This is a genomic window from Pleomorphomonas koreensis DSM 23070, assembly GCF_000425185.1.
Lineage (GTDB): Bacteria > Pseudomonadota > Alphaproteobacteria > Rhizobiales > Pleomorphomonadaceae > Pleomorphomonas > Pleomorphomonas koreensis.
Window position 1 is genome coordinate 290,531 of sequence record NZ_AULH01000007.1, and the last position, 23,641, is coordinate 314,171.

The 23,641-nt window shown below is 66.4% G+C and carries 19 protein-coding genes, 1 tRNA gene and 1 pseudogene; 11 read left to right on the forward strand and 10 right to left on the reverse strand.

Annotation, left to right across the window (positions count from 1 at the left end; translation table 11 throughout):
- Window positions 1-405: 405 nt before the first annotated feature.
- A pseudogene (locus H512_RS0106590) lies at window positions 406-777 on the reverse strand (cytochrome-c peroxidase); the annotation flags it as partial.
- Window positions 778-1,119: 342 nt separating this feature from the next.
- On the opposite strand from H512_RS0106590, the gene ndk reads away from it, so the two are divergent.
- From ndk to H512_RS0106605, 3 genes are all read left to right on the forward strand, one after another.
- Window positions 1,120-1,542 carry a nucleoside-diphosphate kinase gene (gene ndk / locus H512_RS0106595; RefSeq protein WP_026782786.1) on the forward strand — a complete coding sequence of 141 codons (423 nt, stop codon included), beginning with the start codon at window positions 1,120-1,122 and terminating at the stop codon, window positions 1,540-1,542.
- A gap of 331 nt (window positions 1,543-1,873) precedes the next feature.
- Window positions 1,874-2,413 carry a response regulator gene (locus tag H512_RS0106600; RefSeq protein ID WP_026782787.1) on the forward strand — a complete coding sequence of 180 codons (540 nt, stop codon included), beginning with the start codon at window positions 1,874-1,876 and terminating at the stop codon, window positions 2,411-2,413.
- A gap of 107 nt (window positions 2,414-2,520) precedes the next feature.
- Window positions 2,521-4,194, forward strand: coding sequence for an NAD+ synthase (locus H512_RS0106605; RefSeq protein WP_026782788.1), 1,674 nt, complete (start codon window positions 2,521-2,523; stop codon window positions 4,192-4,194).
- Window positions 4,195-4,207: 13 nt separating this feature from the next.
- Here H512_RS0106605 and H512_RS0106610 read toward each other — a convergent pair whose 3' ends face one another.
- The 6 genes from H512_RS0106610 to H512_RS0106635 all read right to left on the reverse strand — a co-directional run bounded on the left by H512_RS0106610 (window position 4,208) and on the right by H512_RS0106635 (window position 9,140).
- Entirely contained in the window at window positions 4,208-4,945 is a 738-nt protein-coding gene (locus H512_RS0106610) for a proteasome-type protease (protein ID WP_026782789.1), read from the reverse strand.
- A gap of 523 nt (window positions 4,946-5,468) precedes the next feature.
- Window positions 5,469-6,611, reverse strand: coding sequence for an iron-containing alcohol dehydrogenase (locus H512_RS0106615; protein WP_036790273.1), 1,143 nt, complete (start codon window positions 6,609-6,611; stop codon window positions 5,469-5,471).
- Between the two features lie 367 nt (window positions 6,612-6,978).
- Window positions 6,979-7,064, reverse strand: a tRNA-Leu gene (locus H512_RS0106620).
- A 117-nt stretch (window positions 7,065-7,181) separates the two neighbouring features.
- Window positions 7,182-7,532, reverse strand: coding sequence for a septal ring lytic transglycosylase RlpA family protein (locus H512_RS0106625; protein ID WP_245585354.1), 351 nt, complete (start codon window positions 7,530-7,532; stop codon window positions 7,182-7,184).
- 259 nt (window positions 7,533-7,791) lie between these two features.
- The gene (gpt, locus tag H512_RS0106630) at window positions 7,792-8,313 is read right to left on the reverse strand and encodes a xanthine phosphoribosyltransferase (RefSeq protein WP_026782792.1); all 522 of its coding nucleotides are present in this window, start codon (window positions 8,311-8,313) and stop codon (window positions 7,792-7,794) included.
- A 59-nt stretch (window positions 8,314-8,372) separates the two neighbouring features.
- Window positions 8,373-9,140, reverse strand: a complete 768-nt coding sequence (locus H512_RS0106635) for a competence/damage-inducible protein A (protein WP_026782793.1) — start codon at window positions 9,138-9,140, stop codon at window positions 8,373-8,375.
- 247 nt (window positions 9,141-9,387) lie between these two features.
- Here H512_RS0106635 and mprF point away from each other — a divergent pair, with 247 nt between their 5' ends.
- The 4 genes from mprF (at window position 9,388) to map (ending at window position 15,028) form a co-directional block, all read left to right on the forward strand.
- Complete coding sequence (gene mprF, locus H512_RS0106640; protein WP_026782794.1) at window positions 9,388-11,949, forward strand: bifunctional lysylphosphatidylglycerol flippase/synthetase MprF; 2,562 nt, start codon at window positions 9,388-9,390, stop codon at window positions 11,947-11,949.
- On the forward strand, window positions 11,946-13,370 hold the full coding sequence (locus H512_RS22875) for an AcvB/VirJ family lysyl-phosphatidylglycerol hydrolase (RefSeq protein ID WP_053239629.1): 1,425 nt from the start codon (window positions 11,946-11,948) through the stop codon (window positions 13,368-13,370). Before mprF ends, H512_RS22875 begins: the two co-directional genes overlap by 4 nt.
- Before the next feature lie 31 nt (window positions 13,371-13,401).
- Window positions 13,402-14,091: a DNA/RNA nuclease SfsA gene (gene sfsA, locus H512_RS0106650; RefSeq protein WP_026782795.1), complete on the forward strand. Its 690-nt coding sequence runs from the start codon at window positions 13,402-13,404 to the stop codon at window positions 14,089-14,091.
- 103 nt (window positions 14,092-14,194) lie between these two features.
- Window positions 14,195-15,028 carry a type I methionyl aminopeptidase gene (gene map, locus H512_RS0106655; protein ID WP_026782796.1) on the forward strand — a complete coding sequence of 278 codons (834 nt, stop codon included), beginning with the start codon at window positions 14,195-14,197 and terminating at the stop codon, window positions 15,026-15,028.
- Between the two features lie 6 nt (window positions 15,029-15,034).
- On the opposite strand, the gene H512_RS0106660 is transcribed toward map, so the two are convergent.
- On the reverse strand, window positions 15,035-15,277 hold the full coding sequence (locus H512_RS0106660; protein WP_026782797.1) for an FmdB family zinc ribbon protein: 243 nt from the start codon (window positions 15,275-15,277) through the stop codon (window positions 15,035-15,037).
- Window positions 15,278-15,472: 195 nt separating this feature from the next.
- Between H512_RS0106660 and H512_RS0106665 the strand changes: the two genes are divergently transcribed.
- Complete coding sequence (locus tag H512_RS0106665; protein WP_026782798.1) at window positions 15,473-17,458, forward strand: DUF4139 domain-containing protein; 1,986 nt, start codon at window positions 15,473-15,475, stop codon at window positions 17,456-17,458.
- Window positions 17,459-17,522: 64 nt separating this feature from the next.
- Here the strand turns inward: H512_RS0106665 and H512_RS25665 are convergent, their stop codons facing one another.
- Window positions 17,523-18,587, reverse strand: a complete 1,065-nt coding sequence (locus H512_RS25665) for a porin (RefSeq protein ID WP_026782799.1) — start codon at window positions 18,585-18,587, stop codon at window positions 17,523-17,525.
- Window positions 18,588-19,407: 820 nt separating this feature from the next.
- Between H512_RS25665 and radC the strand changes: the two genes are divergently transcribed.
- Window positions 19,408-20,109: a RadC family protein gene (gene radC, locus H512_RS0106675; RefSeq protein WP_026782800.1), complete on the forward strand. Its 702-nt coding sequence runs from the start codon at window positions 19,408-19,410 to the stop codon at window positions 20,107-20,109.
- A gap of 106 nt (window positions 20,110-20,215) precedes the next feature.
- On the opposite strand, the gene H512_RS25670 is transcribed toward radC, so the two are convergent.
- Window positions 20,216-21,013, reverse strand: a complete 798-nt coding sequence (locus H512_RS25670; RefSeq protein WP_053239630.1) for a PRC-barrel domain-containing protein — start codon at window positions 21,011-21,013, stop codon at window positions 20,216-20,218.
- A gap of 231 nt (window positions 21,014-21,244) precedes the next feature.
- Here H512_RS25670 and H512_RS22890 point away from each other — a divergent pair, with 231 nt between their 5' ends.
- Together H512_RS22890 and H512_RS0106690 are read left to right on the forward strand one after the other, a co-directional pair.
- Window positions 21,245-22,702, forward strand: a complete 1,458-nt coding sequence (locus H512_RS22890; protein ID WP_053239641.1) for a circularly permuted type 2 ATP-grasp protein — start codon at window positions 21,245-21,247, stop codon at window positions 22,700-22,702.
- A complete protein-coding gene (locus H512_RS0106690; RefSeq protein WP_026782801.1) occupies window positions 22,696-23,637 on the forward strand; it encodes an alpha-E domain-containing protein in 942 nt (313 codons plus the stop codon). Before H512_RS22890 ends, H512_RS0106690 begins: the two co-directional genes overlap by 7 nt.
- The last annotated feature ends 4 nt before the right edge of the window (window positions 23,638-23,641 follow it).

The window sequence follows — 23,641 nt, forward strand, 5'->3', positions numbered from 1 at the left end:
TCCGCTTGTCTGTTTGGCTCTTCGCTATTTCGGACTTCCGAATTACCATGTCACTGATGTATATTGCTTTTTTGCGCTATTGAACTCCGAACGGCCTTCGGAGATAACTGACAAGTCATTTGTCGGTTCAGTCCACAGCCGTGGCCGGCCTCCGAGCCTTTGTCGGTTACAGTTTATTGCGATATGTGGCGGTTTTCCGGGCTTTTCAACCGTAACCTCGGGTTACAGTTTGCCTCCCGATCACTCGACGCCATCCGGTCATTAGGCGTCGTTTTCCGGCGTCATGGTGCCATTTGATCTTGCGCGGCCACCCCTCTAATTAGGTATCCCGCCAAGCCCATTTTTCGCCCATCTTTCAGGGCGTTATCACACTTTCCCGGACTTTATCACGTATTCCCATCAAAGTGCCATGTGTTCTTGCGGGTTACACCAGAACTGGGCCTGGTTGAGGACCGAGTTGAGGACGGTGGGCGAGTTGCGCGGACCCTTCTGCCAGCCATGGCCGATCGAGGTCTCGAGGTTGTCGTCACCGCCGGTCGCCAGGTTGTGGCAGGAGTTGCAGCTGAAGACGCCCGAGGCCGACAGGCGCGGATCGAAGAACAGGGCGCGCCCGAGATCGATCTTCGCCTTGGTGATCGGATTGTTGTGGACCGCCGGCAGAATCGACGGAATGGCCTGGAACTGCTGGGCAGCCTGTTCCCGCAGCGTGTCCGCCTTCGCGGGAAGCGCCAACGCCGCCGCGGCCGCAGCCACGGCCAGCACCCAATGCCTTTTCATGAAATCCTCCCCCTAGATGGAAGTTATAACAATTCAAAGGTACGGACTGTGAACATGAATTCCTTGATCTAAGTCAATTGGGTGACATGAAAATCCGAAGTGTGGATGTCTATTTCCGATTGTATGTGAACGATCATCGCGCCATGGGAGCGGGAGCCGCCGCATCCCACTGTAGCGCGGCGCCGCGCCGAGAGCCGGGGAGGCCGGCATTCGCCGCTTTCCCGGCGCTTTCCGGGCTTGCCGCGCTTGCCCGATTCCAGTCCCGCCGCTATAAGCCGGCCTGACCCGAGGATCCGGCCGCGCCGGGCCTTGCCGCCGCCAGCCACAGAGGGGCAGATTTCCATGGCGATCGAACGTACCTTCTCGATGATCAAGCCCGACGCGACCCGTCGCAACCTCACCGGCGCCATCACCGCCAAGCTGGAGGCGGCCGGCCTGCGCGTCGTCGCGTCCAAGCGCGTGTGGATGTCCCGCAAGCAGGCCGAGGGCTTCTACGCTGTCCACAAGGGCAAGCCCTTCTACGACGAGCTGTGCGACTTCATGTCGTCGGCGCCGACCGTCGTGCAGGTGCTGGAGGGCGAGAACGCCATCGCCAGGAATCGCGAAGTGATGGGCGCCACCAATCCGGAGAAGGCCGCCGAGGGCACGATCCGCAAGGAGTTCGCGCTGTCGATGGGCGAGAACTCGGTGCATGGCTCCGACGCGCCGGAGACGGCCGCCGCCGAGATCGCCTACTGGTTCGCCGAGATCGAAATCGTCGGCTGAGAGCCTGCCCCGAAACTCCACTGGAGCGGGCATCCGGCTTTGCTTTCTCACGCTTCCGGCGCTCGCGAACCTCAGGTTCGTTCCGCGCCGGTTCCCGAAACCATCGCTATCTGCCTGATAACACCGAGTTTCAAATCAGGCTTCGACGCTTCTTCCGATCGAGTCGAAAAATAAACGGGCGCCCCATTCGGGGCGCCTTTTTTTGACCTCCGTCATGGTTCACGAAACGTTGCCGGCATAAACCAAATCTTCTCCATTTCGTGGCAAGCCTCAGGCGGGGAAGGGAGTTTCTGGTACTTTAGCAGGTTGTTGTCGAAGGGCTTTTCACTTAATGATCGATCCGGCGGAGCAGGGTACGTATGTGCGTCTCGACGCGTTGCGCGTCGGCGTCGTCGATGACAGCGCCTATTTCCGCAAACTGGCGGAAACGATGCTCGGCGCTTTCGGGGTTCGCGTCATTTTGCAGGCGGCCACCGAAGCGGAAGCGCTCACCATGGTGATGACGCAGTCGCCCGACGTGCTTCTCCTCGACTGGAATCTCGGCACCGCCGGCAACGGCGCCGCCTTTCTCGACCTGCTGCGCCGCCATCCCGACGACCGGGTGTCGACGCTGGCCGTGGTGATGGTGACCGCCTATGCCGACAAGCGCCGCATGCTGACGGCAGTGGAACTTGGCGCCAACGACGTGCTGATCAAGCCGCTGTCGGCGCGCCGCCTCTACGAGCGGCTCGCCGACCTGTCGTCGGTGCGGCAGCTCTACGCGCGGCGCGGCAACCGCCTGGTGCCGGCCGTGCCGCCGGCCAAGGTCATCTACGAAGGTCCGAGCGAGATCATCCGCGTGCACTCGCCGCTCCGGGGCAAGCCGCGCTAGTGGCGATGGAACCGCCGGCTCCGACCGGGCCGATTGGCGGCGCGCCGATGCCGGCGCCGAACCATCAGTTGCCGCGGCGATGTCTTTCTGGCTAAATCGCGGACATCATGACCCAATCCTTCCGCACGCTCACGCTCGCGCTCGCCCAGGCCAACCCGGTGATGGGCGACATTTCCGGCAATCTCGACAAGGCGCGCCTGGCGCGCGCCGAGGCGGCCCGACTCGGTGCCGATCTCCTGGTGCTGCCGGAACTCTATATCGTCGGCTACACGCCGGAGGATCTGGTGCTGAAGCCGGCCGTGCAGCGCGATTGCCGCCGGGCGGTGGAGCAACTCGCCCTCGAGACCGCCGACGGCGGGCCGGGCGTGGTGATCGGCACGCCCTGGCTGGACGAGACGGGCCTTCTGCGCAACGCCGTGGCGCTGCTCGATGGCGGCGCCATCGCCGGCCTGCGCTTCAAGGCCGACCTGCCCAACTACTCGGTGTTCGACGAGAAGCGCGTGTTCGTGCCGGGGCCGCTGCCCACGCCGGTGATCTTCCGCGGCATCCGCATCGGTCTGCCGGTCTGCGAGGACATCTGGAAGGCCGAGGTGGTCGAGCACCTGTCGGAGACCGGCGCCGAGCTTCTCGTCGTCATCAACGGCTCGCCCTACCGCTGGACGGTGACCGGCGAGCGGCTGAAGGTGGCGACGACGCGCGTCGTCGAGAGCGGGCTGCCGCTCGTCTACGTCAACACCGTCGGCGGCCAGGACGAACTGGTGTTCGACGGCGCCAGCTTCGGGCTCAACCCAGACCGCGACATGGCCTTCCGCCTGCCGGCCTTCCGCGAGGCGACGGCGGCCGTGACGCTTGTCGAGGGCGCCGACGGCTGGCGCGTCCGGCCGGGCGATGTCGCACCTTATCCGGACGTCCTGGCCGCCAACTGGCTGGCCTGCGTCACCGGTCTGCGCGACTATGTCGAGAAGAACCGCTTCCCCGGCGTGGTGCTCGGCCTGTCCGGCGGCATCGATTCGGCCGTCGTGGCGGCGATGGCCGTCGACGCCTTCGGCGCCGACAAGGTGCGCTGCCTGATGCTGCCCTACCGCTACACCTCGGCCGACAGCCTGGAGGACGCGGCGAAATGCGCCGCCGCACTGGGTGTTCCCTACGACGTGGTGGCCATCGCCGAACCGGTCGAGGGCTTTCTCGCGGCGCTCGGGCCGCTGTTCGAGGGCACGCGCGCCGACACGACGGAGGAGAACCTGCAATCGCGCGCCCGCGGCACCATCCTGATGGCCGTTTCCAATAAGTTCGGCTCAATGGTGCTGACCACCGGCAACAAGAGCGAGATGAGCGTCGGCTACTGCACGCTCTACGGCGACATGAACGGCGGCTTCAATCCGATCAAGGATCTCTACAAGATGCAGGTCTACGCGCTGGCCGAGTGGCGCAACGCCCACCGGCCGGACGGCCTGAAGGGACCGGCCGGCGAGGTGATTCCGACGCGCATCATCACCAAGGCGCCGACCGCCGAACTCCGGGAGAATCAGACCGATCAGGACAGCCTGCCGCCCTATCCGGTGCTCGACGGCATCCTCAACGGCCTCGTCGAGGAGGAGAGGACGGTGGCCGAGCTGATCGCCGCCGGCTTCGACGAAGCGACGGTGCGCCGCGTCGAGCACCTCCTCTACATCGCCGAGTACAAGCGCCGGCAGGCGGCGCCCGGCGTCAAGATCACCACCAAGAGCTTCGGCCGCGATCGCCGCTATCCGATCACCAACCGCTTCCGCGACCGGGGGTAGGGAAGGCGGCCGCTCACTTGTAGGGCGGGATGGGGATTGCCTTGTGGGCGGCGCGCAGCGCCGCGCTCCAGCGCTCGCGCAGATCGTGGAAATAGGGCTCGCCCGGCTCGATGCGGTGCAGCACGTCGTGGGCGATGGCGTCGCGCTTCACCGTCACGAGGTCGATCGGCATGCCGACCCCCAGGTTGGAGCGCATGGTCGAATCCATCGAGATCAGGCCGAGCTTGGTCGCCTCGACGAGATCGGTGGTGAAGGTGATGGCGCGGTCGAGGATCGGCTTGCCGTATTTGTGCTCGCCGATCTGCAGGAAGGGCGTGTCCTCGGTGGCCTCGATGAAGTTGCCCTGCCGGTAGATCATGAACAGCCGCAGCCGGCCGCGCGATACCTGGCCGCCGACCAGCATGGTCACCTCGAAGCCGGCGTTGGACTGCTCCAGCGCCTCGCCGTCGATGCGGTAGACCTCGCGCACGGCGCGGCCGACCAACTGGGCGGTCTTGAACATCGACGGCGTCGTCCAGATGGTCTCCATCTGGCCGGTTTCCCGGTTCTCCAGGCCCTCGCTCAGCAAGGACAGCACCGACTGGGTGATGGCGAGGTTGCCGGCGGTGGCCACCGCGATCATCCGGTCGCCCGGCTTCTCGAAGATGTGCAGCTTCTTGTATTGGGAGACGTTGTCGAGGCCGGCGTTGGTGCGCGTATCCGCGATCATCGTCAGACCTTCCTTGACGAGGATGCCAACGCAATAGGTCATCTCTTTCTCCCCGGCCGCCGAAAACCCGTTCTCTTTAAAACATCGACTTGCGATTCCAAAGCGTCATTTGCGGCAGGCGGAAGAGGGGAGGACAAGAGAAAAAGCCGGACATCCTTTCGGATATCCGGCCTGAAGTCTGCGACCGCCCGCACGGACAACGCGGGGAACCGGCCGTTTGGCGGAGACCGCCGAAGCACCACCGTCGCGGGAGGGAGTGACTGACCCGAGGCGACGAAGACGACGGGCGCCGCGCGACCAGCGACCGTCCTCCTTTGAACAACCAAGCAAAGCCCGGAGACGATGCGACACCATCCAGAAACGCGTCGGCGGCAGCAATTCGCGTCGGCGCTTCCTTGTTGCAAATGATTATCATTTCTACCGTCCGAGCCTGGGCCAGACAATCAGGGAAAATGCGAGGTCGGCGTTATTTCTGAGGTTCATTCTCAGGAAATCGCCAAAAGAATGGGCGCGGCATCCCGGCCTCCGGGATGCCGCGCCCGCCCGTCATGCTGCCGCCGCCCAATCAGCCGTAGTAGGCGGCGGTGTAGAGCGCCTTGACGTCGGTCACCGAGGGCGTGCCGGGGTTAGTCAGCGTGCAAGGATCGGCGAAGGCGTTCTCGCTCATGCGGTTCAGCACCGTCTTGAACTTGCCCTCATTGAAGTCGACCTCGTCGCAGTCCTTGAAGGTGCCGGGGATGCTAAGCCGCCGGTTAAGACCGCGGATGGCCTCCGCCAGATCATTGATGCCGAGGGCGCGCTCGACCTGAGCGTATTTGTCGGTGAACTGCCGGTTGAAGTCGATGACGTAGGGCAGCAGGATGGCGTTGGCCAGACCGTGCGTCACGCCGAACTCGCCGCCGATCTTGTGGGCCAGCGAATGCACCAGGCCGAGGGAGGCGTTGGTGAAGGCCATGCCGGCCAGCGCCGAGGCGTTGTGCATGTTGAAGCGGGCCGTCTTGTCGGTCGGCGTCTTGTAGGCCGTCTCGAGGTTTTCGAGCACCAGACGGATCGCCTCGATCGCATAGGGATCGGTGAACGAGGTGGCGGCGATCGAGGCCACCGCCTCGGTGGCGTGGCACAGCACGTCCATGCCGGTGTTGGCGGTGACGTTGGGCGGCATCACCATCGGCAGCGCCGGGTCGAGGATGGCGATATCCGGCACCATGTCAGCGGCGACGATCGGGTACTTGATGTGGTTCTCGGTGTCGGTGATCACCGAGAAGGCGGTGATCTCGGAGGCCGTGCCCGACGTCGAGGGAATGGCCACGAAGCGCGCCTTGGTGCGCAGCGCCGGCATGGAGCCGACCGGGATGATATCCTCGAAGGTCAGGTTCGGATGCTCGTAGAAGCACCACATCACCTTGGCGGCGTCGAGCGCCGAGCCGCCGCCGATGGCGACGATCCAGTCCGGCCCGAAGTCCTGCATGGCCTTGGCGCCGCGCCAGACGGTCGCCACCGACGGGTTAGGCTCGACGCCATCGATGACGATGGATTCGATGCCGGCCTTCTTGAGGAGAGCGATCGCCTGATCGAGGAAGCCGAAGCGCTTCATCGAGCTGCCGCCGGTGACCAGCGCCGCCTTCTTGCCCTTGAGGTCGGCCAGCTTGGCGAGCGAGCCCTCGCCGTAGAGGATGGTGCGGGGAATCGAGAAGGTCATCACGGTCATGTCTGGGCTCCTGGAACATTTCCGGTGAACGCGGGTTTACCGGGCGTGCTCTCTTTGGTTTGGCGCAATTCCGGAGGCAAAATGGGATCACGCTTTTGCTGGAATTGCTTCGGGCGGCGGTGGAAGGGCTTCTCCGGGCAAGGCGTGTCCGGCCCGCGCCCATAGGGGGCGGCGGCGAACGGTCTGCCGGTATTGGGCGGCTGGCGGCGTCGGGACGATCCGAGCCCGGAAAGCGATTTCCTGAACGTGTAAATCAAACTTTAGTCGCAGAAACGCAAGGGACCTAAAAACGTTTAAGTATTTGGAGTAAAAATATAAACGGTTTATATGTATGCGATATACGACATTTTCCAGATGGGCGCGGGGCTGGTGCGGACGGCGGGGCTCGAACCCGCAAAGCCAATGGCTGGCAGATTTTAAGTCTGCTGCGTCTACCGATTTCGCCACGTCCGCGTGCCCGGCGATATTGCCGGCGGCGGCGAAGGGGTCAAGCCCCGATCGATATGGACGGTGGGGTGGGCGCGTCCCGAAGGAAGGACGGGGCGCGCCGTATTCAGGGGGAGGGGCGGCTCAGCCGCACATCTCGGCGGCCGGCCCGACCTTGCCGTCGAGGACCGACAGCCGGACGCTCGCCGTGCCGGAACTGACCATGCCGATCTCGTTGGCGGCGCCACGCGACAGGTCGATGACCCGGCCCTTGATGAAGGGGCCGCGGTCGTTGATCCGCACCACCACGCTGCGGCCGTTCCTGAGGTTCCTGACCTCGACGAGGGTACCGAAGGGCAGGGTGCGGTGGGCGGCGGTGCGGGCGCCGGGTTTCATCCGCTCGCCGCTGGCGGTGCGGCCTTGCTCGGCGTACCAGGACGCCTTGCCGCACTGGGCCAGCGCCGGCGATGCCGGGTGAAAAAACGCGACCGCCATGGCGGCCGTGAAAAAAGCGCGGGCTGCGCTTGTTTTGAATGGCATGCAGTCAATCCTGTTCAAACCCGCGTTGGCAGCGCGGACGTGCCTCCATAGGGACCACCAGCGGTTACCGGCGATCAGCGACGGCGGCTCAGAACAGGGAAAAATGCGGCGAGAATCAGGCTCGGCGCCGTCAGACCGGACAACCGTTGATCGGCGCATCCGGCCTTAAGGCCCGAAAATCAATCATTTACATGGTGAAGGAAAATTTGCCGGGTCAGTCATTGCCCTGACGGGAAATCGGCGGCTGGAAGGCAAAGCCCAAGTCCCAGGGGAAGTAGATCCACGTATCCTGGCTGACCTCGGTGACGAAGGTATCGACCAGCGGCCGGCCCTTCGGCTTGGCGTAGACGGTGGCGAAATGCGCCTTCGGCAGCATGTCGCGGACAATGCGGGCGGTCTTGCCGGTGTCGACCAGGTCGTCGATGATCAGCACGCCGGCGCCTTCGCCGCCCTCGAGGTCGATGACGTCGGCGCTGACCTTCTTGATGATCCTGAGATCACCCTGCGAGGTATAGTCGTGATAGGAGGCGATGCCCACCGTCTCGATGACGCGGATGTTCAGTTCGCGGGCCACGATGGCTGCCGGCACCAGGCCGCCGCGGGTGATGCAGACGATGGCCTTCCATTCGCCATGGCCGGCCAGCCGCCAGGCCAGTGCCCGGGCATCGCGGTGGAACTGGTCCCAGGAGACCGGGAACGCCTTGGGGGCGAGCGGCTGGGCGTCTTGCGGGGACATGCGGCGATCCTCGTGGCATATGGGCGTTGCGCCTCTCAAATGCCCATTTCGCGACGATTTCAATAGTCGGTGAGAGTGCTATCCCCGGCTTTGTCGCGGGCGATACCCGCCAGCATCGCCTCCACCGCCGTTTTCGCCGCTTCGAGCGCCGCGCCGTCGCGCGAGCGGATCACCAGCCGCGTCGAGAAGGCGCGGGCGGCCAGCACCGGATAGCTGCCGATGGAGACGGCCGGATGCGCCTTCGCCACCTCGCCGAGCGCCGTGCCGATCACCCCTTCGCCGAACGGGCAGTCGACGGTGACCGACAGCACCGGCACGCCGCCGTCGAGTTCCTTCTCGACGTTGAGCAGCATGGCCTGCATGATCTTCGGCACGCCGGCCATGACGAAGACATTGCCGATGTGGAAGCCCGGCGCCTTGGAGACCGGGTTGTCGATCAGCGTCGCGCCGGCCGGGATACGGGCCATGCGGAGCCGCGCCTCGGTCAGCTCCTCCGGCTTTTCATAGTGCTGCCGCAGGATCTCGACGGCTTCCGGATGGTATTCGATGGCGACGCCGAACGCCCTGGCCACTGCGTCGGCGGTGATGTCGTCATGGGTCGGGCCGATGCCGCCGGTGGTGAACACGTAGGTACAGGACGTCCTGAGCGCGTCGAGCGCCGCGACGATGCGCGCCTCCTCATCGGGAACGACGCGGATTTCCTTGAGATCGATGCCGATCTCGGTGAGGAAGGCGGCGATGTGGCCGGAATTGCTGTCGCGGGTGCGGCCGGAGAGAATCTCGTCGCCGATGATCAGAACGGCGGCGGTGGGGGATTGAACGGTCATGAACGATTGAGCCTCGGGAAAAGTCGCCCGGTTGTCGTAGATTCCCGAACCGGGCGCAATTGCCACATTACACGGAATTAAATCTCGCGGCGGCGCGTGTGCCCCCGGATTGACGCAATCTCCCAACATAAGGCGCCACCAGGGGGCAACCCGCCCCCGCTCCATCAATTTTTCAGGCCGGCGTTTTTCAGGCCGCCAGTTTCTCAGGTCGACCATGCCCGTTGCGGTTTCCACGGAGGCTCCCGAAGTGCCGCCGGCCTCGCCCGGCCGGCTGGCCAGACTGAAGCCGGTGATCATCGCGGTGATCGCGCTGGCCATCGTCGGCCTGTCGGTGCTGGCGCTGTCGCGCCTTCTGTCGGGCGTGGTCTACGACGACCTGATCGCGGCGATCGAGGACACCTCCTGGTCGAGCGTCGGCCTTGCCCTGATCTTCACCGCCGGCAGCTTCCTGGCGCTGTCGATCTACGACGTGCACGCTCTCGGCTTCGCCGGCGTCCGGCTGCCCTACCGGCTGGTGGCGCTGGCCAGCTTCTGCGCCTATGCGGTCGGCAACATCGCCGGCTTCGGCCCGCTGACCGGCGGCTCGGTGCGCTACCGCTTCTATTCGCCCTTCGGGATGGAGCCGGAGACCATTGCCAAGGTGGTGGCCTACGTCGCCGCCGCCTTCGGCTTCGGCCTCGCCTTCGTGGCCGGCGCCGGGCTCACCATCGCCGGGCCGGATCTCGCCGCGCTGATCGGCATGTCCGGCGGCATGGTGCGCGGCATCGGCCTGATCATGCTGGCCGGCGTCGCGGCGGTGGTGCTGTTCACCGCCGTGCGCGGCGGCTCGGTGACGGTGTTCGGCCGGGTCGTCGCCCTGCCGACCGCCCGCGACATCCTCGCCCAGCTCATCGCCACGTCGGCCGACGTCGGCTGCGCCGCCGGCGTGCTCTACGTGCTGCTGCCGGCCGGCGACGTCTCCTTCCCCACCGTGCTCGCCGTGTTCTCGGTGGCGATCGGCGCCGGCGTGCTCAGCCATCTTCCGGGCGGCGTCGGCATCTTCGAGACCATCGTCGTCGGCGCGCTCGGCACGCGCCTGCCGGTCGACGGCGTCATCTCGGCGCTGCTTCTCTACCGCATCGTCTATTACGTGGTGCCGCTGATCGTCGCGGTGGCGGCGATGATCGTCGGCGAGGCGCGACGGGCCACCGCCGCCAGCCCGGCGCTCACCGCCGCCGTCTCCGGCATCGCGCCCATCCTCACCGGCACGCTGGCCATCGTGCTCGGCGCCATGCTGGTGTTCTCCGGCGTGACGCCGCCGGCCGATACCCGGCTCGATCTGATGAATGCCTTCCTGCCGCTGCCGCTGGTCGAGGGCGCCCATTTCGTCGGCTCGGTGATCGGCGTGTTCCTGATCGTCGCCGGCCGCGGCCTCGTCCATCGGCTGGACGGCGCCTTCTGGCTGACGCTGGCGATGGCGGCGCTGTCGATCCCCCTGGCGCTCCTGAAAGCACTGGCCATCGGCGAGGCCGTGTTGCTGGGCGTGCTGATCGTTGCCCTGCTGACCAGCCGCCCGCTCTACAGCCGGCCGGCGTCGCTGCTGCACGACCGGCTCAGCGTGGCCTGGTGGCTGTGCATCGCCTCGATCCTGGCGCTCGCCGCCGGCATCCTGGTCTTCGTCTACAAGGAAGTGCCCTACAGCCATGATCTCTGGTGGCAGTTCGAGATGTCGGCCGCCGCGCCGCGCTCGTTGCGCGCCGCCGTCGGCATCGGCCTTGCCACCGCCGCCGTCGCCGCCTGGCTGCTGACCCGGCCGCCGCCGGGCCGCATCGGCCCGCCGGATGCCGACGACGTGGCGCGGGCCGTCGCCATCCTGCCGCGCTCGGCCCGCGCCGCGGCCAACCTGGTGCGGATGGGCGACAAGAGCCTGCTGTTCTCCGACGGCGGCGACGCTTTCCTGATGTACGTCAAGCGCGGCCGGTCCTGGATATCGCTCGGCGATCCGGTCGGCGCGGAGGCGGGCCGGCGCGAGCTGGCCTGGCGCTTCGTGGAGACCGCCCGCGAGCATGGCGGCCGCGCCGTGTTCTACGAGGTGCCGGCCGAGAGCCTGTCGCTCTACGCCGATGCCGGCCTGTCCGCCTTCAAGCTCGGCGAGGAGGCGGTGGTCGACCTCGCCGCCTTCGACATCAAGGGCACGCGGCGCGGCAACCTGCGCAACGCCCTCAACAAGGCCGAGCGCGACGGCATCGTCTTCGAGGTGGTGCCGCCCGAAGGCGTGCCGGCGATGCTCGACGAACTGGCCGCCGTGTCGGCGAACTGGCTGGAGGCGCGCAAGGCGCGCGAGAAGACCTTCTCGATGGGGGCCTTCGAGCCGGACTACGTGGCGTCGCAGCCGGTGGCCGTGCTGAAGCGCGACGGCCGCATCTTCGCCTTCGCGACGCTGATGGTCTCGGGCGACGGCCGCGAGGCGGCGATCGACCTGATGCGCTTCCTGCCGAAATCGCCCAACGGCACTATGGAACTGCTGTTCACGCGGGTGCTGCTGCACTTCAAAGCGGCGGGCTTCTCCGCCTTCAGCCTCGGCATGGCGCCGCTGGCCGGCCTGTCCGACAGCCCGATGGCGCCGCTCTGGCACAAGCTCGGCCGCGCCGCCTTCGAGCACGGCAACGCCTTCTACAATTTCCACGGCCTGCGCGCCTTCAAGACCAAGTTCGATCCCGTCTGGCAGCAGCGCTACATGGCGGTGGCCGGCGGCCTCAACCCGTTGCTGGCGCTCGCCGACGTCACCTTCGTCATCTCCGGCGGGCTCAAGGGAGCCGTTTCCAAATGAAGCGACTGTTTCTGTACGTCCTCGTCGCCGTCATCACGCTGGGCGGCGTCGCGACGACCGCCTTCTTCTACCTGTTTCCCTCGCTGCCGGCCGACCGCACCGACACGCTCGGCATCGCCGAGATGATCGCGCCGCGCGGCGAGCCGGACGGCATCGTCTTCCTGCTGTCGGACGCCGGCGGCTACGGCTTCTGGGATCGGGTGAGGGCCCGGCACTTCGCGGCGCGCGGCGCCATCGTCGTCGGCATCGATACGCCGGCCACCTTCGCCAAGGCGGAGACGCTTTCCGACGACTGCGTCTACTTCGTCTCCGACGTCGAGCAGGTCAGCCAGAACGTCCAGCGGGTGCTCGACGTCGACAGCTATCATTCGCCGGTGATCGCCGGCTCCGGCATCGGCGGCACCTTCGCGCTGGCGTTGGCCGCCCAGTCGCCTGACGCCACCATCGGCCGCACCATTGCCGTCGATCCGCGGCAGGCGCTGCCGCTCCGCAAGGAGCTGTGCAGCGAGGCCGCCCACGTCAAGACCGCCGACGGCAAGGGCTGGATCTACGAACTGCAGAAGGGGCATCTCCCCGATCCGGTCGACGTCTACCTGACGCGTTACGCCGACGCCGACGGCGCCGGCCATGTCGACGAGTTGATCAAGTCGGGCTTTGCCATTGCCCTCGCCAAGAGCGTGAAGGGCGCCGACAAGACGCTCGACGGCGCCATCTTCGACCAGATCGCCGCCATAGAGGACGACGCCTCGCCGCTGGCCGGCATCCCGATCACCGCGCTGGCCGCCGTGCCGAAGCAGGATTCCATGGCGATCATCTATTCCGGCGACGGCGGCTGGCGCGACATCGACGCCCAGATCGGCCACTCGCTCGCCCGGGCCGGCGTGCCGGTGGTCGGCATCGATTCGCTGCGCTATTTCTGGAACGACATCGATCCCAAGGACGCCGCCGACGACCTCGTCAAGGTGATCGACACCTATCGCAAGAAATGGGGCGTCCACAAGGTGGCGCTGGTCGGCTATTCGTTCGGCGCCGACGCGCTGCCGGCCGTCTACACGGCGCTGCCCGCCGACTACAAGGCCAGCGTCAATCTGGTGTCGCTGCTCGCCTACACCGGTGCACGCCAGTTCGAGATCGCGGTGTCGGGCATCCTCGGCGCCAAGACCGATCCGAACGGGCCGTCGACGCTGCCGGACCTGCTGCAGATCGAGCCGGCCAAGGTGCAGTGCATCTACGGCAGCGAGGACGACGAGACCGCCTGCGTCCGCCTGCCCAAGGACAAGGGCTACAGCCTGATCGCCCATCCCGGCGGCCATCATTTCAACGACGACTACGCCCCGGTGGCCCAGGACATCCTTCACCGCATCGCCACGCAGCCGGCGGCGGCCGGACCGGCGACCATCGAGGCGACCGCCGCCCCTTGACGGCACCGGCCGAGGCGGGGAACAAGGCGGCATGCGCTTTTCCGCTCCCCTCGTACCCGGCCGTCTGGTCCGCCGCTACAAGCGCTTCCTCGCCGACTGCCGTCTCGACAGCGGCGAGGAAGTGACGGCCCACGTCGCCAATTCCGGCTCCATGCTCGGCCTCGCGACGCCCGGCTCCCGCGTCTACCTCAGCCGCTCCGCCGATCCGAAGCGCAAGCTCGCCTGGAGCTGGGAACTGGTGGAAGCCGGCGGCGCGCTGGTCGGCATCAACACCGGCCTGCCCAACCGCATCGTCGCCGAGGCGATCGCCGACGGCCGCATTCCGGCGCTCGCCGGCTATCAGACCTTGCGCCGCGAGGTGGCCTACGGCCTCCGGAGCCGCGTCGACCTGCTGCTGGAAGGCGAGGGACGGCCGCCCTGCTACGTCGAGGTGAAGTCGGTGACGCTGTCGCGGCGGGCCGGGCTGGCCGAGTTTCCCGACGCGGTGACCGCGCGCGGGGCGAAACATCTCAGCGAGCTGGCCGCCATGGCCGGCGCCGGGGCGCGGGCGGTGCTCGTCTATCTCGTGCAGCGCGGCGACTGCTCCGCCTTCGGGATCGCCGCCGACATCGACCCCGTCTATGCCGCAGCGGCCCTTGCGGCGCGGGCGGCCGGCGTGGAGACGCTGGTCGTGCATGCCGACCTCACGCCGGGGGGAATCGAAATCCGGGCCGATTTCTGACAGACTGCACCGAGAGCATGTACTTGCCGCGGTGCTTCGGTATATGACGACGAAAACGCGAAGCCGAGCGGCTTCCAATGCCAGACACAGGTTGGCCGATCCGATGATCAATTACGTCGACGCGGCGGTGGCGCCGCTGCGCAACACCGGGGACATTCGTCTCTATGATACCGGCGCCGATTTCGACGGCATGCGCAAGGCCTGCCAGATCGCGGCCGGCTGCCTCGACGAGCTGGTCGATTTCGTCAAGCCCGGCGTCACCACCCAGGCGATCGACGACTTCGTCTACGGCTACGGCCGCGATCACGACGCCCTGCCGGCCGACATCTACTATCGCGGCTATACCAAGTCGGTCTGTACCTCGATCAACCACGTGGTCTGCCACGGCATTCCCGACGAGAAGCCGCTCCGCGAGGGCGACATCGTCAACATCGACGTCACCTTCATCCTCGACGGCTGGCATGGCGACTCCTCGCGCATGTACGGCGTCGGCGCCATCAAGCGGGCGGCCGAGCGGCTGATCGACGTGACGCACGAATCGCTGATGCGCGGCATCGCCGCCGTGCGGCCGGGCAACACCACCGGCGACATCGGCGAGGCCATCCAGAAATACGTCGAGGGCGAACGCTGCTCGGTGGTGCGCGACTTCTGCGGCCACGGCGTCGGCAAGCTGTTCCACGACACGCCGAACATCCTGCATTACGGCAGGAAGGGCGAGGGGCCGGTGCTGAAGCCGGGCATGATCTTCACCATCGAGCCGATGGTCAACCTCGGCCGGCCGCACGTCAAGGTGCTGTCCGACGGCTGGACGGCGGTGACCCGCGACCGCTCGCTGTCGGCGCAGTTCGAGCACGCCGTCGGCGTCACCGACACCGGCTGCGAGGTGTTCACGCTGTCGCCGAAGGGCCTGTTCAAGCCGCCGCTGAAGGTGGCTTGAGATAGCTCAGAACCCCGCCGCCATCGGACAGCTGGCGTTGCCGCAGACCGCCGGATTGCAGGCCGGCTCGGCCGCAGCGGCCTTCTTGGCGGCGCCCAGACTCGGCGCCATCAGCGCCTTCTCGATGCGCGCCGTGCCGCAGGCCGGGCAGGCGTAATCGGCCTTCCTCGCCTCCCAGTCGGCCATGTTGCCGAACCAGTCGTCGAAGTCGTGGCCGCAGGCGGTGCAATGCAGGTCGTAGTGGATCATGGGCGGGCCGTGATGCTGTGTGTCGCGATGCGGCGATAGGTTGCGGCGACGGCTTTCCTGTCAAGCGCAGAACTGCGGAGGCGCCTGCCGAAAGCCGCGGAACCGCCACAGGTCGGTCTTCGCGCCATCGCAATTCTCGATCAGGATCGCTTCCTCGGATGCAACCGTTCCTTGGGGGAGATCAACGTGAAACCGATGCCGCTTGCCGCGCTGCTTGTCGCGGTCTCGCCTCTTGCGCTCGTTCCGGCCGTCGCCGCCGACAAGGTGGGCTCGGTGCTGCTGTCATCGGGCGGTCTTGCCGAGATCGTCCGCGAGGTCGATCTCAAGGAGGGCGAGCACAGCTTCGCGCTGGAGATCCCCGCCGATCAGGCCGACGACGTGCTGAAGAGCCTTGTTGTCGGCGATCCGGCCGGCGCCATCGCTTCGGTGACCATCGACGGCGCCAATGCCGCCGCCGAAGCGTTCAAGCGCCTGCCGCTGAAGCGCGACGACCTCGCGTCCACCGCGACGATCGCCGCCGCCATGACCGGCCATGCCGCGACCATCGACGATGGCGCCGGCCACACGGCGAGCGGCGTCATTCTCGGCGTCGCCCAGGTGCCGCGCGCCACCGAGGGCCAGCCGATCGAGCTGCCGGCGGTGACGCTGCAACGCGGCGACGGCAGCTTCGCCGAGGTGCTGCTCGGGCCGGGCGCCGCCATCGCCTTCGCTGACACGGACGTGCAACAGCGGATCGGCGCGGCGATGGCAGCCGTCCGCGACACGGCCGACGCCAGCTTCCGCACGCTGCGCATCGAGACGACGGCCGGCGGCCGGCGGACGGTGCGGCTCTCCTACGTGGTGGCGGCGCCGGTGTGGAAGGCGGCCTATCGCATCGTGCCGGCCGAGGGCGGCAAGTATCGCGTGCAGGGCTGGGCGGTGCTGGAAAACGGCACCGGCGACGACTGGAGCGGTATCCGCCTGACGCTGTCCTCGTCCAATCCGGTGGCGCTCAGGCAGCGGCTGGTCGACATGTACTGGCGCGAGCGGCGCGAGGCGCCGCTGCTGCTGCCGGGCGGTGCCGTCGAGCCATTGGTCGACGGCGCGTCGGCCGGCGGCGCCTACAAGGCGGAAGCGGCGATGGGCGAGGCCGACCTGCCCGCCGCGCGGCCGCCGTTCGGCATGGCGCTGCAGGCGAGGTCGATGCCGGCGCCGGCGCCCGTCGAGCCGTCGCGCGGGCCGGAAGCCGCTTCCGTCGAGGGCGACGTCGGCATCACCTTCACGTTGCCGCAGCCGGTGACGCTGAAGGCGGGCGCGACGCTGACCGTGCCGATCATCGACGCCGATCTCGACGCGGAACTGGTGTCGCTGTGGCGGGAGGACAGCGGCGCCGCGCCGCAGGCCGCCATCTTCCTCTCCAACGCTACCGGCAACAGCCTGCCGCCCGGCATCTTCACCGTCTACGGTGAGGGCGGCTATCTCGGCGACGCGCAGGTGGCCGGCATTCCGCCCGGCGAGAAGCGGTTCGCCGCCTTCGCCGCCGATCCGAAGACGCGGGTGACCAGTGAGCGCGACCATACGGAAACCGTCGTCGGCCTCTCCGCCCGCGATGGCGTGCTGACGGTGAAGCGGTCGCTCGCCTGGACCACCGTCTATCACGTTGCCGCCCCCAAGGATGCCGAGCGGACGGTGATGGTCGATCACGGCCGCATCTACGGCACCAAAGTCTCCACCGACGGCGAGGTGGTGTCCGACGAGCCGGACCGGCTGCGCGTCCGCCTGAAGGTGGCGGCCGGCGCGACGGGAGATCTCAAGGTCACCGAGACCCGCACCGATGCCGACGCCATTCAGCTGACCGACAGCGACACCGATACGCTGCTGTCCTATGCCTCGACCAGCGGCATCGATCCGGCCGTCGCCGAGCGGCTGAAGGCGATCGCCGCCATCAAGACGCGCGTCGCCGACGCTGAGCGGGCGATGGCTCGCGCCGGGGAGATCGTCAAGCGGCAGTCCGACGAGCAGGCGCGGCTGCGCGCCAACCTCCAGGCGCTGCCCGAGACCTCCGACGGCGCCAAGTCCTACATCGCCAAGCTCGCCCGCAGCGAGAAGGCGATCGAGGAGGCCGAGGCCGCCCGCAGCGAAGCGCAGGAACGGGCCGACCGGGAACGGACGGCGCTCGACGCGTCGATCGCCGCCTTCTGAGCTGCGAACACGGAAAAGGCCCGGACGGACCGGGCCTTTCCCTCACCCCTGAAGCAGGGCGATCTTACCAGTTGCGGGTCAGCTTGAGCATGGCCGACCAGGAGTCGTCGGTGTTGCCGTAGTAGCTGGTCTTGTTGTTGAGGTTCTGGCCGCCATCGGTCAGGTAGTTCACTTCGGCGGTCAGGATGAGCCCCTTGCTCAAGGCGTAGTCGGCACCGATCTGCGCGTTGATCGTGTCGTCCGACTTGTCCCAGAAGGAACCGGCGACGCCGGCGTAGACGGCCAGGGCGTCGGTGGCCTGATACTTGAGAGCACCGGCGATGCTGGCGTAGCTGTCGATGTCGTAATCGACATAAGCACCGGTGATGCGGGTGCTCAGCTTGTCGAGCAGCTTGAGATCGGCAGTCGCCCTGACGGCAAAGGTGTCGTGGTAGCCGGTGCTCTGGTCATCGAACGTCTGATAGAGGGCCGAGACGTCGAACGCGCCCCAAGACTGGCCCTTGATGCCGATGCGGCCGCTATACAGCAGTTCGGCGGAACGGCCGTCCACCCACACCGTCGGGGTCCACTTGCTGACGGTGGTGTCCGAACTCTGGACGGCGGCGCCGACGTAGAAGCCGCCGCCGAGGTCGTCGACCATCAGCTGGATGCCGGTCGAACTCTGGTCGAAGACACCGTAGATGGCGGCGGTGTCGCCGTAGAAGACGTCGGCGTTGAAGCCCATCTTGCCGACGGTCAGGTAGCCGACCTGGATGAAGGCGTCGTCAGCGACGATGTTGCCCTTGTCGAGCTTGATTCCGAAGAACGAGCGGACGGTGCCGAGATCGGACTCCGAACGGGCATCGAACTGGACGCGGGCGTCGGTCTTGAAGGTAACGCTGTCCGTGTCCTTGCCGGTGACGGGATCGATGGTGGCACCATCCTGGTAAACTACACGGCTGCGGACACGGCCGGACATCTTGAGGCAGGTGTCGGTGCCGGGGATATAGAAGAAGCCCTTGCCGTAAGCATCGCAGACCTTGACGTAGTCGACGGCAACCGGCGCGGCTTCGCCCGGCAGGTCGGCCGCGTAGGCGCCCGTGGCGACCATCAGTCCGGCGGCGGTGCCGAGCAGCGTTTTCATATTCATTTGTCGGTCTCCAAAAGATCGAGAGAGAAACCCTTCCTGGCCGGCGGCGGAAGACGGACGGTCGTTCCGCCGGCGAGGGCCGGTTCCTGCGCGCTGCCGCGCTGCCGTCCGGCCACCCCAGCCCGATTGCTTTCCTGCGCGGCAGTGAGGTCGGCGTTTCCGAACGCTCACGAGGCCCTGATGGACGATCGGCATGTGACATTCAATGTCATAATTTCGGAGTCCATGTCATAATTGGAGCAAGATATTATATGTTGCTAATTTGCAACTATAGAAATATATCCGGCTAACATAATTGTCTATTAGCCGCCTTGATCTGCTTTTATGTATGTATTTATACATATTTGTTGTTTTGATAATGAGAAGTTCTGATTTATATGGTTATATAGGCCAATTATATTTATAAATATACTTTTCAAAACCTAATTTTGAAATCTAAGTCCACGATTTTATTATAAATCTAGGTGGCGGTCTCGGGTCTCTCGTCGATGCCATATGATCGTTTTATACATGGATTTTTATGTTATGCCGCAGGGGCTTGCGCCTTGTCGGCGGGCGGCAAGCGGCCGAGCGGGGTCAGCGGACCGACGGGAAGCCGGGGGCACCCTGTCAGATCTACTTAACAACCCTGTTACATTTGCATGACGAACGAGGTGACATGACCGGATGTCTTATGGCGCAAGTCGCCCAGGCGATCTGCTGAAGCGTGCAGGCGTGGGCATATCCGGACGTCTTGTTTGCGCATCGGATTTTTCCGAAATTTGAATCCACTTTTCGATCCGATGCTCTAGGCTGCATCGGTTCCACCACGGAATCGACCATGGGCGAATTTCAGGAAGGCAAGGTCAACCTGCCGCATTACGCCGGCCACCGCGAACGGCTGCGCGAACGCTTCCGCGCGGCCGGCGACGAGGCGATCGCCGACTACGAGCTTCTGGAGCTGATCCTGTTCCGCTCCATCCCGCGCCAGGACGTCAAGCCGCTGGCCAAGGAACTGCTGGCCGCCCTCGGCTCGTTCGCCGAGGTGATCGGCGCTTCGGAGGCGCGTCTACGCACGGTTAAGGGCATCGGCGACGCAACCATCCTCGACTTCAAGATCGTGCACGCCGCCTCGCGTCGCATCGCCCGCTCGGGCATGGTGAAGCGGCCGATCCTGTCGTCATGGTCGGCGGTGATCGACTATTGCCGCACCGCCATGGCCTACGAGGACCGCGAGCAATTTCGCGTGCTGTTCCTCGACAAGAAGAACCAGGTGATCGCCGACGAGGTGCAGCAGACCGGCACCGTCGATCACACGCCGGTCTATCCGCGCGAGGTGGTGCGGCGGGCGCTGGAACTGTCGGCCACGGCGGTGATTCTCGTCCACAACCATCCCTCCGGCGACCCGACGCCGTCGCGGGCCGACGTCACCATGACCAAGCAGGTGATCGACGCCGCCGCACCGCTCGGCATTGCCGTACACGATCACATCATCATCGGCCGGGAGGGTCATGCCAGCCTGAAGGGGCTGCAACTGATCTGACGGCTCGGCCGCCTGATCGGGATCTTGGCTGGTCGTTCAGGCGACCGGAACGCGATCGGCCCCCGCGGATGATCCGCGGAGGCCGGCATTGTCAACGTGTTTCGTATCAGGGCTGTGCCCGTACGCCTTCGAACGCCGGTGCGTCCTCGAGCTGCTGGCGTGTGACGTTGAGGATGATGCGATCGGGAAGCGCATCGTCGCCGATCTTGGCGGCGTTGGGATTGTTGGCGGCCATGTCAGCCGAAGCGGCCGGCGGGCTCGCCATGGTGCCCGTGCCGTCCATCGCGGTCGTGCCCTGACCGGGAATGGCCGGATTGTCGGCGGTCACCGATCCGGTGGCGTCGTTGTTCGGCATGGCCGTCGTCACGGCGTCGGCCTTGGCCTGCGTGTCACCCGGTCCGAGTTGGAGGGCGCTCATGTTCACGGCGACGTTCTTCTCGCCGATCCCCAGGAAGCCGCCAACGCCGATGATGACGGCGTTCACGCTGCCGTTCTGGCTGACCAGGACATCCTTGATGTCGCCGATGCTGTTGCCTTCCGAGTCGTAGACAGCCTTGCCTTGCAGGTCACTGACGCGCCAGGCGCCGGTTTCCGGCACCGTCACGAAGGTCTCGCCGGTGGTGGCCGCGCTGTGGTCGGAGGGCATCGCGGTGCTGCCGTCCATGGCCGGGCTGGTGTCACCAGTCGATGGTGCCGGCGTGGCGGCCGGGCTGTCCATGTCCTGCTGCATGGACGGCGCCGTGTCGCTGGGATTGGTCGTGGGAGCGGCGTCATTGCCCGGCTGGGTCTGGGTCGTCCCAGGGGTGGTGTCGTTCGTGCCGGGCGGCGTGGCGTTGTCCTGCGCGGCCGCCGCAAGCGGGAAGGCAGCGGTGAGCAGCAGGACGGGAAGTAGACGCGTTTTCATGATCGAATCCCTTTCTCGCTCGTTGGAGGGCTACCAACTTCCCGGACCGGCAAATGTTCCAGACGGCGCGGCGGCGCCGATCCTGCGTGATCTGCCTATTCTTGATGCAATTGCCACCCGCCTTTGCCCAATCAGCTTTCTTGCCCTTCCGGGCAGTTTGCCGCTTAATTCATCAGCGGCAGCGATGCCGGAAAAACGGCGGAGGAACGGGGATTGCCGGCTTTCGACGAGATGCACGGGTTCGGGCAGGGCATCCGCGCCGCCTACAGAACCATCCAGGCCTGGCTCGACGGCTCCGACCCGGACAACCTCAAGCGCCTTCAGAAGGAAGCGGAATTCCTGTTCCGGCGGATCGGCATCACCTTCGCCGTCTACGGCGACGCCGAGGCCGAAGAGCGCATCATCCCCTTCGACATCGTGCCGCGCGTCTTGACCGGCGGCGAGTGGGCGACGCTGTCGAAGGGCCTGACGCAGCGCGTCACCGCGCTCAACCGCTTCCTCGCCGACGTCTACGGCGCCGGCGAGATCGTCCGGGCCGGCGTTGTCCCCGCCGACCTCGTCTACCGCAACCCGGCCTTCCGGCCGGAGATGGTCGGTCTCAAGCTGCCGCACGACGTCTACGTGCAGATCGCCGGCATCGACGTCGTCCGCACCAACGACAAGGATTTCTACGTCCTCGAAGACAACGCCCGCACGCCGTCCGGCGTCTCCTACATGCTGGAGAACCGCGACGTGCAGATGCGCCTCTTTCCGGACCTGTTCGCCGAGACGCGCATCCAGCCGGTCGACAACTATCCCGACGAACTCCTGGGCGCCCTGCGCTCGCTCGCCCCGGCTTCGGCGCCGTCGGAGCCGACGGTGGTGCTGATGACGCCGGGGCCGCTCAACTCGGCCTATTACGAGCACTCCTTCCTCGCCGACAAGCTCGGCGTCGAGCTGGTGGAGGGGCGCGACCTCTACGTGCTCGACGAGGTGGTCTACATGCGCACGACGCGGGGGCCGAAGCGCGTCGACGTCATCTACCGTCGCATCGACGACGACTTCCTCGATCCGCTGGTGTTCCGGCCGGATTCGGTGCTCGGCATTCCCGGCCTGATCGCCGCCTACCGGGCCGGCAACGTGACGCTGGCCAACGCCGTCGGCACCGGCGTCGCCGACGACAAGGCGATCTACACCTACATGCCGGAGATCGTCCGCTTCTACCTCGGCGAGGAGCCGATCCTGAAGAACGTGCCGACCTGGCGCTGCCGCGAGCCGGACAGCCTCAGCTACGTGCTCGACCACCTGCCGGAGCTGGTGGTGAAGGAGGTGCAGGGCTCTGGCGGCTATGGCATGCTGGTCGGCCCCAAATCGACGAAGGAGGAGATCGAGGCCTTCCGCGCCCGGCTCGTCGCCGATCCCGACGGCTTCATCGCCCAGCCGACGCTGGCGCTCTCCACCGCGCCGACCTTCGCCGGCGACGGCATCGCGCCGCGCCATGTCGATCTCCGGCCGTTCGTTTTGACCGGCGCCGACAAGGTGCGCATCGTGCCGGGCGGCCTGACGCGCGTCGCGCTGAAGGAGGGCTCGCTGGTGGTCAACTCCAGCCAGGGCGGCGGCACCAAGGATACCTGGATCATCGAGGAGCCGGCGGAGGCAGTGGCGTCGCAGTCGCAGTCGCAGTCGCAGACGGGGGGCGAGCCATGCTGAGCCGCCACGCCGACAGCCTCTACTGGCTGGCCCGCTATGTCGAGCGGGCCGAGAACACCGCCCGGCTGATCGAGGCCGCCACCCGGCTTTCCGCCACGCCGATCGCCGGCGAGGCGGGCCGCAACGAATGGGAGATGGCCGTCGCCGGCACCGGCACGCTCGACCTGTTCCACCGCGACCACGAGGAGGCCAACCGCCGTACCGTCGTCGACTATCTCGCCTTTTCGGCCGGCAATCCGTCGTCGATCCGCGCCTGCCTCGACGTCGCCCGCGCCAACGCCCGGTCCGTCCGGACGGCGCTGACCATGGATATGTGGGAGACCATCAACTCCGGCTGGATGGATACCCGCGGCGTCAACAGCCCCAACCTGACGCGGCAGGAGCTGTCGGATTTCCTGTCGCGGGTGAAAGAGCTGTCGCTGCGCTTCGACGGCTCGGCCTACCGGACGATGCTCAGGAACGACGCCTATTATTTCCTGCGCCTCGGCACCTTCATCGAGCGCGCCGACTTCACCGCCCGCGTGCTGGCGCTGAAGGCCGACGTGCTCGATCCCAATCGTCCGTCGGCCGGGGGCAGCTTCGACTATTTCCAGTGGTCGTGGATCTTGCGGTCCCTGTCGGCGCTCACCTCCTACCACTGGGTCTATCGCGACAACCTCAAGCCCAACCTGGTCGCCGAATTCCTGATCCTGAAGGCCGAGATGCCGCGCTCGCTGGTCGCCTGCTACGAGAAGGTGACGCTCAACCTCGACAGCCTGTCGCGCGACTACGGCCGCCAGGGCGCGAGCCAGCGCAAGGCGCGGATGATCCTCGGCCAGCTCCAGGACACGACGCTGCCCGGCCTGTTCGCCATCGGCCTCGCCCGTTTCCTCGAACAGTTCCTGCGCGACAACGCCAATCTCGGCGGCCTGATCGCCGAGCAATACCTGGGGTAAGCCG